This is a genomic window from Ktedonobacter robiniae (assembly GCF_016587375.1).
In the GTDB taxonomy this organism is placed as follows: domain Bacteria; phylum Chloroflexota; class Ktedonobacteria; order Ktedonobacterales; family Ktedonobacteraceae; genus Ktedonobacter; species Ktedonobacter robiniae.
Map to the genome: position 1 here is coordinate 241,324 of NZ_BNJG01000001.1, position 17,423 is coordinate 258,746.

The window sequence follows — 17,423 nt, forward strand, 5'->3', positions numbered from 1 at the left end:
AGTCATGATTCGCCTGGCCTCGCGTCCTTGAGATAGCGATAGAAGCTGGCACGAGAAATCCCGAGCGTCGAACAGATCTCCTCAATGGATTTGGTCTTATCAGCATACAGGCGCCGAACCTGGTCGACCTGTGCAACTGTCTTCAATTTCTTCGAACGCCCGCCTTTTCTTCCTCTCGCACGGACGGATCTGTGGGCACGCGATCGATCATCCTCCACCTTCGCCTGATCACCCACTTGAAGCTGTTCTTGTGCGCTTGCCACAGAACGATCCAGATACTGCTTCAAGGTATGGGAAGCCATCTGGAGTGAGCTGGATGGAAGCGGGTCACGAGGCTCTAGTGTGCGATGACCCGTTTCAGCTATCAACTCTGCCAGTTCCTCATCAGAAGGTTTGAACGCATCTGGCAAGAAGGGAACCGCGAGGAAAAAACCGGTAAAAATGGAGCTGAAAAGGGCTCCTAGTGTGTGCAGAGAGAGATCTGCGCGCACCAGTCCCTGTTGGCGCAGCGCTTCCAGATAGGCCGTGAAGCCTGCCAGCACCTCTGTCGAGAGAGTGCTGCCCTGCTCGCGCTGGATAACCTCTCCGAAGACCTGTGTATCATGCAGCAGAGCTGCTTTGAGCAATGGGCGCTGCATCAGCGCAAGTGCTGCGTGTTTGAGAAGCCCATGCAACGAAGCTCCCACAGGATCGCCTGCAATCCGCTGCTTGATGTCTTCTGCCATCGCGACCTTTTCCCGGAGAATGAGCGCAGCGAAGAGCGCTTCTCGCGAGTCCCAGTGCAGATAGAGCGTCCCCTTCCCGACGCCGGCTTCCTTGGCGATCTCCTCGATGGTGGTCTTGTCATAGCCATCGTGCAAGATCAAGGTCGAGGCCGCATCCAGAATGCGCTGTGCTCGAGCCTCACGTCTCTCTCTGGTCTGCATCTGTCGGCTTTCTCGCCTGTTCTGCTGTGCCAAATGTCGTCCTCCTGTTGCACAGCTCAAGCTCTCTGGACCTTCTTGCTCATGAGGCGGATCGCCAGCAGAGCAATCCAACTCCAGCCGATAATGATGCAGATTCGTTGCATGAGCCCTGCTGGTCCGTTGAGCAACGCAACGACATCGGTCACGACGAAAAAGACAGCGACCAGGATACCTGTGGCAACGGAATACCAGGCCCAGCCGTGCCCGGCAGGATCAGCGGCCTCGCGCCGTGCCAGCACGAAGCAAGCCGCAATCAGCGAGGCGAAGACGAAAAGGCTCAAGAGGTTATGGAGGGTCCCGTGAACGGTTGGCGTGCTCGATGCTCCAGGTGGATAACCCAGAAGTGGGTCGGTCACGAAGATCCCAGCACCAATGAGGCAGAGGCCAAAGATACCTAGCAGGATGGGCCCCCAGGTGGAGCCACGGCCTGTACGCAAGGCACGCCTCAGCCCGATGGCAAAACCGAGCACGAGCGCTCCGCAGACGATGAAGTTCGCCATTTGTATCCACCCACCCTCACCCTGACTGAGTGAGCTGACAACGTTCTGCCAGGCGCTGTAGTGAGGACGTATTGCCCCTTCGATGAGAAACACAACAATGAAGAGCAACGGACCGATGGCCCCACAAGCTAGCAGCAGTCTGATCGCTACTGGCTGTTCGCCTGTGCTTTGTGTTGAGGTTTCCATGTACTTTTTCCTTTGTAGGAAGATACGTGACCATTTTATGATAAATAGTCATGAATATATCAGTAAAACTATACCGGAGAGGAGGGAAAAAGTCAAGGAACGAAACATCATGATCGATGTTCTAGAGCCTCTTTAAGTGAGGATTCATGAGCTGCGAGTGCCTCCCTTCTTGATCTTACTGAGCGCTAGTCTCATAATCAACGTCTCAAAATATACTGATACCATGGGAACGTAAGACACACGGAGGAGGGAGATTGAATGAGCATCTCTTCTCCCTCTGCGCTGATCAGGACTTCGGAGATACAGGAAGCCCTGTTTCGCTTTCCACTAGGCGCCGTGAGATGCAAGCTCAAGGATGGCTTGAGGTGGTTCCCACGCATCTTGGTTGCTGATGCTGCCTATGATGCATGGTACGTCTATGAGGTGGCAGTCTACTTTTTCGCATACATCAGCAATTGAGAGACAGTCACAAACTGATAGCCTCGTGCCTCTAGCTCGTCGATGATCCTGGGGAGAGCCTCGCGGTCGGCTGCACAAACCTTGTCACAGAACGGATGCAACAAAATAATCGAGCCCGGCTTTGTATGTTCTAGCGTATAGTTCACCAGGAAATTCGCATCCCCGTTGCTCGCACCTGTATCCTCAAATGTGTCGGGTTCGACATCCCACATGATCGTACGAATATGCTGCTGGCTGAGATACCAGGGCAGACCAACGAGCTTTTTCCCATTTGGGGGTCGAAACATAATCTCCCCGCTATAGCCAGTACCCCTGATCAACCGATTCGTTTTGTCCACCTCGTCCTGATAAAAGGAAAACGGCTTCAAGGCCATGCGTTGGTGGGAATAGGAATGATTGCCCACCTGCATGCCCGCCTGTGTGATAGCCCGCGCTAACTGCGGATACTTCTCGATTGCTGAGCCAATCTCGAAAAAAGTGGCCCGGACGTTTTTTTGTGCCAACGTCTGCAACACAGAAGTAACCTGTAGGGTTGGAGCATCATCGAACGTAAGTGCGACCACCTTTTGATCAGTCTCGATGCGATCAACCAGGCCACCAAAAAACTGGAACGTGCGCATATCGATCAGTCGTAATGTCCCATAGCCCACTGCAGCAAAAACCAGAATGGCTACCAGCGGAAGAAGCACATATTTCTTTTTTATTCTCATAGTATCAGCCTGAAAGTCTCCATCATCTTACAGTTCCCTCGCCTCGCCGTGTTTCTTAAGCATAGCCTCAAGAACACCTCTTGTCCAGTAGAACCACTTCGCTAGAAGGCATCAAATTTCCACCTCTTTACACAAGGGCTTTCTTGAACCTGCACTAGTAAAGCGGATACCAGGCATTCTATGAATACACGATCAAATGCACGTCTTCCTCAGCTCTTGATCCACATTTCCTCGACGCCCTTCGTTATCTGCTCCGAACGCACGATTATCCGTTCGACGCGCCATCAAACCATCCTTTTTTCAGGCAGAAGAATTGTCTGAGGGGGAATGCTCTGGCTATGATAAAATACCGTAGCAACTTCTTTTATATTATTGATAGAACAAGGAAGAACACGTCATGCATTGGTACAACGAGCCTCCCACGTGGACGATCCAGGACAACAAGGTAATCGTCCACACAGGGCCTAAAACGGACTTCTGGCGTCTGACTGCTGGGGGCTATATCCAGGATAGCGGGCATTTTTACTTTGAGCGACGGAAAGGAGACTTCCGGGCCGAGGCCAAATTCAGCGGGGAGTACCAGACCCTCTACGACCAGGCGGGACTGATGGTACGCTTAAATGAGACTACCTGGATGAAGTGTGGCATTGAGTTCATTGAGGAGAAACAGCATGTCAGTGCCGTGGTGACGCGAGATACTTCAGATTGGTCAATGGTTGCCCTTTCCTCCAATCCTTCAGCGCTCTGGCTTCGTGTAACCAGAGCCGGGAACACAATTGAAGTCCATTATGCTCTGGATGGAAGCCACTATCAAATGCTTCGGCAGTTCTCTCTCTCGCAGGAGGAGATGTTGGATGTGGGGCTGATGTGCGCCTCCCCTGAGGGAACTGGCTTTGTAGTGACCTTTGAGGATTTCTCCATTCAACCAGAGCAACATCCATAACTCTTGAGTGTGAGGAAAGAAAAAAGCGACGAAGACAAGGGGCGTCTCTCCTTGTACTGAGAACAGCGCTCGCTCGCAAATGGTAGAAGCGCTGCTCCGGCACCTGAGTCATGGAACGATCGAGGCTTTCAGCGCAGGAAGTGCTCCAGCAGCGCAGGTCCATCCACTGGCGGTACAGGTTCTGGAATGCAGGAGTGCTCTTCTCGTTGGCCCATTGATCGGAGAGGCTGGAGAGGCGTGATACCAGATCCGCGAAGCTGAGAGCCTCTGGCCCGGTGACATCAACTGGCCCAATGGTTGTCAGCTTGCCTATGAGTGCACCGGTAGCTGCACGTGCACAATCCTCGCGGGAGATCCAGCTGTATTTGGCATTACCTTGTTCTGTGCAGGCACATGGAATAGAGTAGGTGAAAGAAGAAAAGAAACAGGCATAAACGAGAAAGAAGAGAGCATGGATCAGAGAGACCGTCAAGAACTCTTTCTAGATGAGGGCCCAACCTTTGAGCAACAGTGGCAGGCATTGAGTTTGAATAACCAGGGCTGGTTTGCCCGCTGTGCGCAAGCCAGGGCGAAAGAAGTGGTTTCTGAAAAAGGCATCATGTGGACGAGCGGGCACCTGGCTATTTCTTCTGTCAATCCTCTCCAGATTGACGACCAGCTAGACTGTGCGCTGGAGTGGTATCGCGCTCAACGTCCCATGGGGGGGCGATCTGCTGGTATCTCACTGCGATTCCTCCAGGCGACCTTGCCGCGCGCTTGCTCGCTCGTGGGTTTGAACCAAACTGGCAACCGCACTGGATGTGGTGCAACCTTCGTGATCTCTCAGGCCAGCATGTCCATTCTTCCGCCTTTGACATTCAGGCTGTCGAGAACGAACCAGCCTGCCAGGTAGATGATCTTTCTTTCTACCCTGCAGAGAAGAGAGAAGCTCGCGCTGCCCTACATCAGATGTATCCACGCCATGTGCGCAGCCTGGTCGCTTTCCAGAAGAATCAGATAGTGGGGCGGTGTATGCTCAATATCACGACTGGCGAATGGGGGATAGGGGGACTATTTGCGATGGAGGTGGGGCTTTCGGCTCGCAATCAGGGGATCGGGACCGCACTGGCGTGGGAGGCATGCGACCTTGCACGGCAGATGGGATGCCATCATGTTGTGCTCAATGCAACGCCCATGGGAGAGCCGGTGTACCGACGCGTCGGCTTTCAGTCCATGGGATACGGTCCAAGCTGGCATCTGCGCACGCAGACGCTAGCGGCTCCCCCACCAACAAAGGATCAGGTACTCTTTCTGGAAGCGATCGGACGAGGTGAGGTCATGGCCCTCGACGAGAGGGGCAAACGTGTTGAAGACAGGTTCTTCCACGATTCCCTGCCCAATGGGCTGACGCCCCTGGATATAGCAGTTCACTGCCAGCAACCCGCCTCGGTGGACTGGCTCGTCAGCCACGGAGTGCCTCTTGATCTTCTCTCCGCATGGGATATGGGATGGAAACAGCGGGTTCACCGGTTGCTGATCGAGTATCCAGAACTGGTCAACGTCCAGCGTGGAGAAAGGCAACTTACCCCCCTTCATATCGCGGCCGAACGGGGCGATCTTGAACTCGCGAAAGTTCTGCTCACTGTTCCCAATGATCTTGACCTCAAGGATAGCGAATTTGAGGCAACAGCATTAGGATGGGCACAGCATTTTCAGCGTGCGGAAATAATCATACTCATTGAACAGCACCGCATGAGCTAAAGGAAACTGGATCACTAAAGAGATTTTCTGGAATATTCAGTTCGGAAGTATCACGCTCGCGAGCATCTCGCCAGGTGGCGAGATGCTCGTGCGCTACGATAGGCAGGATATAGCAATCACGACACCTTGACGGTTCCTCTTGGTGTAATCATCGGTCCAGGCGTCTGTTTGCTAATTCATTGAACTTCGGCGCATTGTAAGTGGCTCTATAGCTCCAAATGGTAGTCATTGTAGTTCCGGGGATTGACCTGGACGGTCACATACTCACCCTCACGTACGACCGGACGCGAGTTCTTATCCTGCTTGAAGCGATAGCGCGAGCCCGTTCGCGGATCGAGCCACTCGGCATGTACGGTATAAACGGTATAGCTATTGCCGGGCGAGTTTACATTGTTTACGTAGCGGTGCTTGATTGCGCTGACAAGCGCGGAGATACGCATGCCTCCCTTCGAGAGACGGTCACGCTTAAAGGCATAGCTCACGCTCTGGATAAAGACGATCAGCCCAATGAGTATCCCACAGCCTACACCGATAAGTGTGCCAGCGCTGGCAAGACCGGGCGTTTGCAGGACCGTTGACAAATCCGATGGATCGATTGAAGAGAGTGAAGTCCCGTGCGCAAAGAGCACTTCATACAAAACCGTTCCAATAATACCGCATACGAGAACGCCCACGACAGTCGCGAAAGCGCCCGCAATTACGGCTCCAATTAACCGAATAAGAAGCATGTTAGCCTCCCTACCCTCAAAGCACCTATTGAACTTGTATATAGCCTGGTATCATTATCTGAACGCGGTTAGCTGTGAGTTTCAGTGGTTGGCTTATACCCGAACTACAGGCGCGACCTGAGAGGTAAAACGCAGCCTGCCGATACAGCAATGCCCCTCTGCCAACCACACCCCCTCGCAGTCAAGAAACCTGGCAGGATCTTAGGGAGATACGCATAGAAATATATGCATGGGTATTCGTCCTAGTAATTTTACCGGGTAGGTCCCATTTTTCGCCTCATCGTGAAACAAAACCTGGCTCCAAATACCGGTTATATTACAGATGCGTAAAGGCTGTTTCCCCTGTATACTCTCCCCATACGCAAGAGCTACGGCTTCTACAACCTACGATTGGCAGTGTACAAAGAACCCGTTGAGAAAGTGCAGCATGGAATTACAAGTTTGATTGCGAAAAGAAGAGGATATGTTACCGATGAGAACAACATTATGAAAGGACAGCTGTATGTATCAAGCAGCCAGGCGTATCTGTTCTGCATGTGGAACAGCCCTCGCCACACATGAAGCTTTTTGTCACAGTTGCGGAAAACCCTATAGTGAGCATTATAACGCGACATATCCTCCGCCACCTCTCCCTATGGGAGGCCAGCAGCCATATGACAATCACCGAAATGTTCAGGCGCCACAACGTTGGTCTCCATGGTTTATTGGAAGCATCAGCGCGTTTGCCTTGCTGGCTATTCTTGGAGGAAGTTTTTTTTTCCTGATCTTGCCCCGTCTCCAGTCGCATGCTGGCAACGGTGCCCAGAACTCTTCCACTCTGACCCCGACTATTGTCCCCCTCCATATCAATCCCTATAGCTACACAGGACATTCATCAGTGGTCTGGCAGGTTGCCTGGTCCCCTGATGGGAAACGAATCGTCTCCGCTGGCGGGCTTGGCGACGATTCGGCGCAGGTTTGGGATGCCGTGACTGGCAAAAAACAGATGACCTATGCCAGTTATACCGTCATGAATGCGATTGCCTGGTCGCCCGATGGAAAATATATCGCCGCTGGCGGAAACAGCAATGATGTGGATGTCATTCAAGTAGTTGGCAAGCAGAAAATCGCTACCTATAAAGGGCATCAGGATGTCATCCTCTCCCTTGCCTGGTCGCCTGACGGAAAATATATTGCTTCTGCCAGTTATGACAAGACCGTGCAGATCTGGGACGCCATGACTGGCGCTCACGTGCTTACCTATCAGGGGCATAGTGATACAGTGAGTAGTATCGCCTGGTCGCCTGATGGCAAGAAGCTGGCTTCCGGGAGCTTTGATGGCACCATCCAGATCTGGAATGCCACAAGTGGTAAAACGCTCCTTACCTATAAGGGGCATACCAACAAGATTTACGCGGTTGCCTGGTCACCTGATGGCAAACGCATTGTTTCGGGCAGCGTTGATGAGACCGCTCAGGTTTGGGATACCAGCACTGGCCAGATGGTGTTTACCTACCGGGGGCACCACGCGAGCGTGAGCAGCGTCGCCTGGTCGCCTGATGGCAAGCACATTGCCTCTGCCAGCTACGACAAGACGGTGCAAGTCTGGGAAGCGGCCACTGGGGGTAATGTATTCACATATAGCGGCCATCATGATTATGTTTACTCCATTACCTGGTCTCCTGATGGTCAGTATATCGCTTCCGCCAGCGCCGATCACACCGTGCAGGTCTGGCTGGTTCGCTAATGGAAGGACCGTAGCAGAGGCTGTAAAGCGTTTTCTGTAATGTGTAGGGGCGTCGCACCCGCACAACCTCTGATTTTTAATACATTGCTTTTGAGCGTTTCACTTATGCGATGCAGATCTAATCCTGGGGAAAAATCATGATGAAAAAGCATCTTCTATGGCAAGCGCGCCACCTGAGTTTGAGTTTGCTTGCCATGATCGCCGCCTGTTGTCTGTTCTTTGCTTCCTCGTTACCAGCGCAAGCGGATACCGTCCGCGTCAGCGATCCAGTAGAAGTACTCAATGTCCAGCAAGTAATATATGAGGGATCAAAGCTCGCCTACCCACTCGATGTCTATACTACCAGCACGTTCAGCGGAACGGCGTCTGACTTTGTGCAACGCACGGTCAGCGCTCATCTGACCAGCAAACGGTTGATCGTGATAGCCATTGATGTCGCGCATCACTACTTCACGGTAGTTGGTGGTTCTCAAGTTCCGTTGTCAAAGTCGCAATATACCACTGTTGGGCAGGCTTTCAAAAACGCGGCTGTCGGCAATCATTTCACTTCAGCGACGCTTGCGGCCATTCAATCTCTGGAAACCTCTCTGCAAAGCCGTTCTAGTGCAAGTTCTGGTAATGGGAGAATGCTCCTAATACTCTTGGGTGGGATCGCAGTTCTCGTCGTTCTTGGGTCCATCGTTGGTTTCATCAGGCGACTCCTCGGATTGGGTGGACGCCTTGCAGTCGCTCAATCTCCATCGGGAGATCAGCAGATACGCTACGGAGATGGACGCGATAATCTTGGCGGTGGCGTGGCAGGGGATTTTTAATACTCATAATCCAACGCCAGACACTACCCAAGTTCTCGTGGTACAATGCGAAAGACACGAGGTGTTGTTTCCCCAAAGAAGCTCGTTCTCCTCTTCGTCAGGCTTGGAGGTCGAAAATGAAGGAAGAAGGAAGGCAATGACTGAGATATCTGTGCCGGAAAGAAACTGGGCTGGCACCTACACATACCAGGCACAGAAGCTACACCGACCGCGGACGATTGAACAGGTGCAGCAGATCGTCGCCAAGGCGGCCAACGTGCATGTGTTGGGCTCGCGGCACTCGTTCAACGGTATCGCCGACGCCTCGGAGCTGATCTCGCTCGAGAATCTGCCTGCGGATGTGCTCGTCGAGCATGAAGCACATACGGTCTCCTTAGGCGGGGGAATGACATACGGCAATCTGATCAAGACATTGAACGACGAGGGAGTGGCTTTGCACACCCTTGCCTCGCTTCCCCACATCTCCGTCGCTGGTGCCGTAGCGACGGCGGCGCATGGCTCAGGCGTCACCTGTGGCAATCTCGCGACTGCGGTCGCCGGGCTGGAGATGGTAACCTCCAGCGGTGAGGTCATCAAGGCATCCAGAGGCGATCCCGACTTCGACGGCCTGGTGGTCGGACTTGGCGCGCTCGGCGTGGTCACCCGAATCACCCTGGACGTACAGCCGGCCTACGAGATGAAACAGCAGGTGTTCGAGGGGCTCAGTTGGAAGGCGCTCTATGACCACTTCGATGAGATCACCTCGTGCGGCTACAGCGTCAGCATCTTTACCCGCTGGGGCCAAACGAACGATCAGGTCTGGGTCAAGAGCCGGATGGATGAACCCGACCGGGTGGAGGGTGACCTCTTCGGCGCGATTGCCGCAACGGTTGATCGGCACCCGATCGTTGGACTCGATCCAACCCCTTGTACACCGCAGTTGGGGCGGCCCGGTCTCTGGTCCAACCGCTTACCGCATTTCCGCATGGGCTACACGCCCAGTAGCGGCCAGGAAATCCAGTCGGAGTATCTCATCCCTCGACGGCACGCCTTCGTGGCGATAGAAACTCTACGCGCCCTCGCAGACAGGATCCAGCCACTCCTACAGGTGAGCGAGATTCGCCGGGTGGCCGCGGATCGGCTGTGGATGAGCATGAACTACGAGGAAGACTGCGTCGGCATCCACTTCACTTGGAAGCGCGAGCCAGACGCGGTCCAGGAGATGGTCATCCAGATCGAGGACGCTCTGGCCCCATTCGAGGCGCGCCCGCATTGGGGCAAGTTCTTCTATGCGGATGCAGCGGCAATTGCTCCGCTCTACCAACGCCATTCCGACTTTGTCCGTTTGCTGGAGCGGCTCGACCCGCGCGGCGCGTTTCGCAACGCATGGCTCAAGGCCCATGTGCTTGGCGGCAAGTGAGGAGTGGTTTGACGAGAAGAGGCAAGATGTCGCCTGCTACGACGAATAGCTCTGCGATGAACCCTGCTTATCTTACCACAGAGAGCAACAATCTTTTTCACCAAACGGCGGCACGGAAGCCCCAGCGTGAACGCCTGGGAAGGAAGTGCAGCCTCTCCTTGCACATAAGCGTAGCCATCATTGCGATGGACCCGCCGACAATATCGTGCATGAATTCCCTCGACCATGCCAAACGGACGCCCTGTCAGTTTAAAGTACCCGTCCGACGTGATCGTCACACGCCCGACATAGGTGCCGATCTTCTTGCCTTTCGTGACCACCGCAATGAGGCATCGCGTTGGTGTGCGCCTTCCTGATCCAGCACACACCAACGGTAATGTTTTCCTCGCCCTGGTGTCAGAAGCGGCGATCTTTGCTCGGCACTGGCTTTGGACACCCCATCAACCTGTTTAACTGAGCGATTAAAGAGCCCGGAGCTGGAAAAGCCACTCCAGGGTCTGCTTTTTCGCACTCCTTCTGAACGGCTCCGGTGTGCTCGCACACTGGGAGCTGGTCAGCATCGGGGCTTGCAGCCAAGACCACTCAGGGTAGCCTCCCACAAGCCCCCCGGTTTACCGGTGGGGTCGCTGACGGGCCAGTTCATCTTTGCGTTAAGCCTGTCTCTAGAATAGTACAAGAATTCTATAGAAGACAAAAATATTCTCAAGCATGAGTTGGTATACATGGTCTTCTCGTAGAACCACAGTCAGAGATTTTCAAATAATGACTATCTCATGGTGAGAAAGCCCCAGGGCATGAATGACTGGGGCTTTCTCACCACAATCTCTGTGATAAAACCGTGTTCCTGAACATAGCTCAACGCTTGCGTAACAAACACACTCATGAATGTGAGCGACTTCACAAACGATTCCCATGTTGTATGTTACGATCCACTCATTCTCTGATTCCAGAATACTGTTGGCTTCCCACGCTCAGTACAGCAACCTCCATTCGGCAATTAGTCTATGAGGTAAGAAATATGGGCCATTTCTTGGTGCATTCGCATGTATAGTAACGATATCTTTAATAAGAAGCAAACATTGCTCGCCTTTCTTCTTAAGACAGACTAAAAATCGCTGAGATCAATTCAGGAAAGCCGAAAGTAAAACAAAATTTCTTTGATCTAGTCACCAGACTCCACGGATATATCCGTGGGCTTGTACCTCTCCTCACACTACCCGTGGATCGAGGAGTGTCTTTGCAATTCACTGCATGCCAATCTATAGATGTTTTCTACCAAAAAACGAACAAAACAGAAAGAGAAACGGAGACCTCGCTACTTATGCGCCTTGTAAGGACTCAGCATTCCCCCTCGCGCATACATGTGGGGTCTCCGGCCTCGGTTAGATAAGGGATGGGCTTGTATGTCTACTACAAAAGAAACACCGAAAAATCAACATACTCTCATAGAGACGGAAAAATTGGAAGAACAGGTGCTGATTTCATCGGCTATTGATGATACACCCATGCATACCCATACAACAAGCGGTATTTCCTTGCCCTTGGAACAGGAGCAAACACGAGACCAGGAGATGGAGGAGCATATTGCTTATTGGAAAGCATATCTCTTTAATATGCCCACAGAGATTGAATTGCCTGTTGACTATCCACGTTTCATGCATACAAATAATGATGAGGCGATCTATACATGGACATTGCCACAATCACACGTTAGTACACTCAGAGCGTATAGTCAGCTAAGAAATGTTCCATTGTCGGCGCTCTTCCTGACAGGGTTTCAAGTGCTACTCCACTTCTATACGAACCAGGATGAATTCGTTATTGGTGTTCACTCACCAACGGGTAGGTCGCTTCAATCCGAGCAGCAAGCACCATTTTCTAATAACGTGTATCCTTTACGCACCCTCTTTACAGAGAACCTAACAATACAATCACTGCTTGAGCGGACATACCAAGAACTCATACAAACCAGCAGGTACCAGGACATTCTCTTCACACATTTACTCAAGAAGTTAAAAACGGAACATAATTTGGTATGTCCTTTGCCCTTTCAGGTACAATTTGCCTTTTCCGAGCCGCTCCATTCTACTCCTACGGCCTTGAGGATCATCCCCTCGACAGAGGATTCGCAAGCCGTACCAGGTGATCTTGCGCTGCAATTTATCGACCAGGGTGAGAATATCATAGGCCAGATGAGCTATAATCAGGCTCTGTTTGACTCTACTACGATAGCACGCAAAACAGAACAGTTGCAGCTATTACTCGCAGCCATGATAAACGCGCCAACGCAACATCTCGCGACGCTGCCTCTCCTCATGGAAGAAGAACATCAACAGATTGTGATTGAGTGGAACCATACTGCAAAGGCATATCCTGATAACCTATGTCTTCATCAGCTTATAGAGGCTCAGATTGAGCACACTCCTGATAGACCTGCGCTCATTTTTGAGCACATACAACTCACCTATCGGGAATTAAACGAGCACGCAAATCAACTCGCACGCTATCTACGCAGACTAGGGGTAGGACCCGAGGTACTTGTTGGTATCTCTATGGAACGCTCCGTTGAGATGGTTGTGGCCCTACTAGCTGTTCTTAAAGCAGGCGGAGCATATGTCCCGCTCGACCCAACCTATCCATCTGAACGCATCACCTTTATGCTTGAGGACATAGCGCAAAGTGAGCGCCAGCAGCAACATATCCTACTCACCCAGGCTCACCTCGCAAGTAAATTGATAGCGGATGATAGGCACATCATCTGCCTGGACACAGAATGGGAGATAATCGCACAAGAAGATAGCGGCAACCTTCCTACTATCGCGCAACCTGGGAACGCAGCCTATGTCATCTATACCTCTGGATCAACAGGAAAACCCAAAGGTGTCATCAATACGCACCGTGGCATTTGTAATCGCTTGCTCTGGATGCAAGATGCTTATCAGTTGACAGAGCAGGATTGCGTCTTGCAGAAGACCCCCTTCAGTTTCGATGTCTCAGTCTGGGAATTCTTCTGGCCGCTGATGACAGGTGCGCGGCTCGTCGTAGCGCGCCCCGAGGGGCATAAAGATAGCGCGTACCTGGTCTCGCTCATTCAAGAGCAGCAGATTACAACCCTTCACTTCGTACCCTCAATGCTCCAGGTTTTTGTGATGGAACCAGGTCTTGAACAGTGCACCAGCCTGAGACAGGTCATGTGTAGTGGTGAAGCACTCCCCTATGAATTGCAAGAGAGCTTCTTCGCTCGCCACGGTGCGGCGCTACATAATCTCTATGGTCCGACTGAAGCCGCTATTGATGTGACCTATTGGGAATGTCAGCGCAACAACCAGCGGCATATTGTGCCAATTGGCTATCCTATCGCCAACACCCAGATCTATATCCTTAACCGCTATGGTCAACCCGTGCCTGTTGGCGTCCAAGGTGAGCTGCACATCGGCGGTGTTGGCGTCGCTCGTGGCTATCTTAATCGGCCTGAATTGACCGCTGAACGCTTCATCGCAGATCCCTTTAGCGCGCGAACCGATGCACGTTTATATCGCACAGGTGATCTGGCGTGCTACGCTCCAGGTGGCGAGATTGAATACCTGGGACGCCTGGATGATCAGGTGAAATTGCGCGGCTTTCGTATCGAATTAGGGGAGATAGAAGCGAGGCTCAGGCACTATCCTGCGGTGCGCGAAGTCGCGGTCATCGTTCGTGAGGATGTCCCTGGCGATAAGCGCCTGGTTGCTTATATTGTCTGGAATAAAGATCAGGCTGTGGCTATTCGCACATTGCGACAGTATCTGTTGCAGCAAATGCCTGAGTATATGGTGCCATCGGCATTCGTGGAACTCGCAGAACTACCACTTAGCCCGAATGGGAAAATAGATCGTCGTGCCCTACCCGCCTCTACTGAAACTCGCTCTGACTTGCTAGCAGATTTTGTTGCTCCACGTACCTCCACAGAAGAGATCCTGGCAACTACCTGGGCGCAGGTGTTAGGTATTGAGCAAGTTGGTATTCACGACAACTTCTTCGCTCTAGGTGGTCATTCCTTGCTAGCAGCACAGGTTATCTCACACGTGCGCGCTATACTGCAAGTCATACTCCCCCTGCGCGCTCTCTTTGAAGCTCCCACAGTAGCTCAGCTAGCTGAACATATTGAGCAGGCAAAGACACACCATGAGGAAGAGGCACTTCCTCCAATACGTCCTTTCGCCCGTGCGTGGCAACAATTTCCTGCGATCACTTCAACAGCTGTGCAGGAGGCCATTGTCATACCAGCCTCCTTCGCGCAGCAACGGCTCTGGTTCATGGATCAATTGGCACCAGGAAACCCAGCCTATAATATTCCAGCAATGATGCGCTTCACGGGCGAATTGCATATGGAGTCCCTGCACCTGAGCCTGGAGACTATGCAGCAGCGCCACGAGATCCTACGCACCCACTTCTCGCTCAACAATGGACAACCACAACAAATCATTCAGCATTCGGGGCACCGCATATTGAATGAAGTCGATCTTCAGGCTGAGCCAGAACAAGGGCGAGAGCTTGTTGCACAGCGATTGATCGAAGAGGAAGCCTGCCAAGCATTTGATCTGACGAATGAGCCCCTTTGGCGCATCACAGTCTATCACCTTGCGCCACAGCAACATGTGCTCGCGCTCATCATCCATCATATTATCGCCGATGGTTGGACAATTAGTATCTTCTTCAAGGAGCTTGTGCGGCTTTATTCCTCCTTCGATATGGGCCAGCAACCAGATCTGCTGGAATTGCCTGTTCAATATGCCGACTTCGCACTTTGGCAACGGGACGTATTGCGCGAGGACAAACTCAAAGAGCATCTGTCCTACTGGAAACGTCAACTGACCGACACACCAGGTGTATTAGAATTGCCTACTGACAGGCCGCGCCCTGCTGTGCCGACGACGCATGGCGCGACACATACATTTACTCTTAGCAGAGAGCTTACGGAGGCGATCAAGGCTACCAGCCGTCAGGAAGAGGTGACACTCTACATTACTCTGGTCGCTGCCTTCCAGCTCCTCCTACATCGTTATACCGGGCAAGACGACATCATACTTGGGAGTGCGATAGCTGACCGCCAACTTCCCGAAGTGCAAGAGACCATGGGCCTTTTCCTCAATACATTGGCTCTACGAACCAATCTCGCGGGTAATCCGACTGTTCGCGAACTGCTACGAAGAGTACGCGACGTTACATTGGACGCTCATGCACACCAGGATCTTCCCTTTGAGGTGCTTGTGCGGGAATTACACATTGAGCGAGCGACAGGCCAAAATGCCTTGTTCCAGGTTGCGATACAACTTGATCCACCCTCCGCTCTCACCACAACACCCTGGACCCTCACACGCATGGCCGTGGGTACAGGAGGCAGCAAGTTTGACATTTCGCTTGAGCTTGATGACCATCCAGATGGACTCATTGGGCATCTTGAATATAGCAAAGACATCTTTGACGCTACTACAATTGAACGCATGGCAGGACACTGGCAGCAATTGCTCACACAGATAGTGACCAACCCAGGACTACGCCTCGCGGACATATCGATACTTACGGCGAACGAGCGTCAACATCTGCTGGCTCAGGTTAATGCTACACAGCGTGACTATCCACGCCACAAAGGGGTACATCAATTGTTTGAGGAACAGGTGACACGCACCCCAGATAGCATTGCCGTAACGTTCGAAGGCACCTCCTACACCTACCGGGAGCTGAACGCCCGCGCTAACCAACTCGCACATTCTCTGTGTACACTGGGAGTTGAGCGTGATATGTTGGTTGGTCTCTGCCTGGAACGTTCGCTAGATATGATCATTGCCTTGCTGGGCATCCTTAAAGCAGGGGGGGCCTACCTACCACTTGACCCCACCTATCCAGCAGAACGCATCGCCTTCATGCTTGAGGATGCGCAAGCATCCGTCCTCCTTACCCAGCATAAACTGGCCTCGCAGCTACCGCTCCATGTGGGTCGCACGCTTTACATTGATCAAGACCACGAATGTATCTCGTCAAACAGCGAAGAGAATCTCGACTTAGCAATAGATAGCGAGCAGCTTGCCTATATCATCTATACCTCTGGCTCTACGGGTAAGCCCAAGGGTGTACAGATCTCGCAACGCGCCCTGGTCAATTTCCTCTGCTCAATGCGTGAGGAACCGGGACTAAACGCCCAGGATCGCTTGCTGGCAGTCACAACGCTCTCTTTCGATATCGCGGGTCTGGAGTTCTACTTGCCTTTGCTTGTTGGGGCACGACTTGTCATCGCCAGCCGTGACGACTCAACCAGCGGAACCGCGCTTGCCACGCTCCTCGAACGCGAGCAGATCAGCGTCATGCAGGCCACGCCCATCACCTGGCATATGCTACTGGCAGCAGGCTGGAAGGGAAATCCGGCCCTCAAGGCTCTCTGTGGTGGTGAAGCACTTTCTCTAGAACTGGCTCGACAACTTCTAACCAGGGTAGGCACGCTCTATAACATGTATGGGCCAACTGAGACGACTATCTGGTCCACCCTTAACAAGATCGAGGCGGGAGATCAGAGTATCTCGGTAGGACGACCTATTGCCAATACTAGTATCTATATTCTAGATACCTATGGACAACCTGTTCCCGCTGGTATCCCTGGCGAGCTATATATTGGTGGGGATAGCCTTGCGCGCGGTTACTTGCACCGCCCAGAATTGACAGCGGAGCGATTTCCAGTGTGTCACATCCAAGACGAGAAGATACGTCTCTATCGCACAGGCGACCTGGCACGCTATCGCGTAGATGGCACCCTTGAACTCATCGGGCGCGTCGACCATCAGGTAAAATTACGCGGCTACCGCATCGAACTAGGCGAAATCGAATCAGTGCTTGCACGCCACCCTGCCGTACAGCAAGCGGTTACGATTGTGCGCGAAGATGAGCCTGGCAACCAACGTCTGGTTGCCTACATCCTGCCACATACAGAAACACCACTCGATACAAGCGAGTTACGACGTTTGGCACAAGCTCATCTTCCAGCTTATATGGTTCCTTCTGTCTTTGTCATCCTTGAAAAGCTGCCTCAGACACCCAATGGCAAGGTTGACCGCCGCGCTCTTCCTGTGCCAGAGAGCAACGTTCAAGAGTTCATTGAGAGCTATGTCGCACCACGCACTACGCTCGAACAACAGATAGCAGCCATCTGGTCAGAAGTCTTAGGTGTAGAACGAGTCGGTATTCATGACAGCTTCTTCTCTCTGGGGGGCACTCGCTACTAGCG

General features: G+C 52.5%; 11 protein-coding genes and 1 pseudogene. 8 read left to right on the forward strand and 4 right to left on the reverse strand.

The window, feature by feature from the left end; translation table 11 throughout:
• Positions 1-2 precede the first annotated feature (2 nt).
• The 3 genes from JMJ04_RS01070 to JMJ04_RS01080 all read right to left on the reverse strand — a co-directional run bounded on the left by JMJ04_RS01070 (position 3) and on the right by JMJ04_RS01080 (position 2,820).
• Positions 3-959 (reverse strand): TetR family transcriptional regulator, encoded by a 957-nt coding sequence (locus tag JMJ04_RS01070; protein WP_201368719.1) that lies wholly within the window; start codon positions 957-959, stop codon positions 3-5.
• Positions 960-982: 23 nt separating this feature from the next.
• Complete coding sequence (locus tag JMJ04_RS01075) at positions 983-1,651, reverse strand: DUF998 domain-containing protein (protein ID WP_201368720.1); 669 nt, start codon at positions 1,649-1,651, stop codon at positions 983-985.
• A 431-nt stretch (positions 1,652-2,082) separates the two neighbouring features.
• Entirely contained in the window at positions 2,083-2,820 is a 738-nt protein-coding gene (locus JMJ04_RS01080) for a polysaccharide deacetylase family protein (protein ID WP_201368721.1), read from the reverse strand.
• 397 nt (positions 2,821-3,217) lie between these two features.
• Between JMJ04_RS01080 and JMJ04_RS01085 the strand changes: the two genes are divergently transcribed.
• The 4 genes and pseudogenes from JMJ04_RS01085 (at position 3,218) to JMJ04_RS01100 (ending at position 5,503) form a co-directional block, all read left to right on the forward strand.
• Entirely contained in the window at positions 3,218-3,763 is a 546-nt protein-coding gene (locus JMJ04_RS01085; RefSeq protein ID WP_201368722.1) for a DUF1349 domain-containing protein, read from the forward strand.
• Positions 3,764-3,827: 64 nt separating this feature from the next.
• Positions 3,828-4,004 (forward strand): annotated as a pseudogene (locus JMJ04_RS01090) (hypothetical protein); the annotation flags it as partial.
• Positions 4,005-4,214: 210 nt separating this feature from the next.
• A complete protein-coding gene (locus JMJ04_RS01095; RefSeq protein WP_201368724.1) occupies positions 4,215-4,655 on the forward strand; it encodes a hypothetical protein in 441 nt (146 codons plus the stop codon).
• Positions 4,562-5,503: a GNAT family N-acetyltransferase gene (locus JMJ04_RS01100; protein WP_201368725.1), complete on the forward strand. Its 942-nt coding sequence runs from the start codon at positions 4,562-4,564 to the stop codon at positions 5,501-5,503. Before JMJ04_RS01095 ends, JMJ04_RS01100 begins: the two co-directional genes overlap by 94 nt.
• Positions 5,504-5,709: 206 nt before the next feature.
• Here the strand turns inward: JMJ04_RS01100 and JMJ04_RS01105 are convergent, their stop codons facing one another.
• Positions 5,710-6,231: a hypothetical protein gene (locus JMJ04_RS01105; protein WP_201368726.1), complete on the reverse strand. Its 522-nt coding sequence runs from the start codon at positions 6,229-6,231 to the stop codon at positions 5,710-5,712.
• A 502-nt stretch (positions 6,232-6,733) separates the two neighbouring features.
• On the opposite strand from JMJ04_RS01105, the gene JMJ04_RS01110 reads away from it, so the two are divergent.
• The 4 genes from JMJ04_RS01110 (at position 6,734) to JMJ04_RS01125 (ending at position 17,421) form a co-directional block, all read left to right on the forward strand.
• Positions 6,734-7,957 (forward strand): WD40 repeat domain-containing protein, encoded by a 1,224-nt coding sequence (locus tag JMJ04_RS01110; protein WP_201368727.1) that lies wholly within the window; start codon positions 6,734-6,736, stop codon positions 7,955-7,957.
• Positions 7,958-8,094: 137 nt separating this feature from the next.
• On the forward strand, positions 8,095-8,769 hold the full coding sequence (locus JMJ04_RS01115) for a hypothetical protein (protein ID WP_201368728.1): 675 nt from the start codon (positions 8,095-8,097) through the stop codon (positions 8,767-8,769).
• Positions 8,770-8,905: 136 nt separating this feature from the next.
• On the forward strand, positions 8,906-10,168 hold the full coding sequence (locus JMJ04_RS01120) for a D-arabinono-1,4-lactone oxidase (protein WP_201368729.1): 1,263 nt from the start codon (positions 8,906-8,908) through the stop codon (positions 10,166-10,168).
• Between the two features lie 1,403 nt (positions 10,169-11,571).
• The gene (locus tag JMJ04_RS01125) at positions 11,572-17,421 is read left to right on the forward strand and encodes a non-ribosomal peptide synthetase (RefSeq protein WP_201368730.1); all 5,850 of its coding nucleotides are present in this window, start codon (positions 11,572-11,574) and stop codon (positions 17,419-17,421) included.
• The last annotated feature ends 2 nt before the right edge of the window (positions 17,422-17,423 follow it).

Coding starts and splice junctions, on each gene's coding strand:
- JMJ04_RS01075 (WP_201368720.1), bottom strand. CDS start 1,651: ATGGAAACCTCAACACAAAGCACAGGCGAACAGCCAGTAGCGATCAGA.
- JMJ04_RS01080 (WP_201368721.1), bottom strand. CDS start 2,820: ATGAGAATAAAAAAGAAATATGTGCTTCTTCCGCTGGTAGCCATTCTG.
- JMJ04_RS01085 (WP_201368722.1), top strand. CDS start 3,218: ATGCATTGGTACAACGAGCCTCCCACGTGGACGATCCAGGACAACAAG.
- JMJ04_RS01095 (WP_201368724.1), top strand. CDS start 4,215: ATGGATCAGAGAGACCGTCAAGAACTCTTTCTAGATGAGGGCCCAACC.
- JMJ04_RS01100 (WP_201368725.1), top strand. CDS start 4,562: ATGTGGTGCAACCTTCGTGATCTCTCAGGCCAGCATGTCCATTCTTCC.
- JMJ04_RS01105 (WP_201368726.1), bottom strand. CDS start 6,231: ATGCTTCTTATTCGGTTAATTGGAGCCGTAATTGCGGGCGCTTTCGCG.
- JMJ04_RS01110 (WP_201368727.1), top strand. CDS start 6,734: ATGTATCAAGCAGCCAGGCGTATCTGTTCTGCATGTGGAACAGCCCTC.
- JMJ04_RS01115 (WP_201368728.1), top strand. CDS start 8,095: ATGATGAAAAAGCATCTTCTATGGCAAGCGCGCCACCTGAGTTTGAGT.
- JMJ04_RS01120 (WP_201368729.1), top strand. CDS start 8,906: ATGACTGAGATATCTGTGCCGGAAAGAAACTGGGCTGGCACCTACACA.
- JMJ04_RS01125 (WP_201368730.1), top strand. CDS start 11,572: ATGTCTACTACAAAAGAAACACCGAAAAATCAACATACTCTCATAGAG.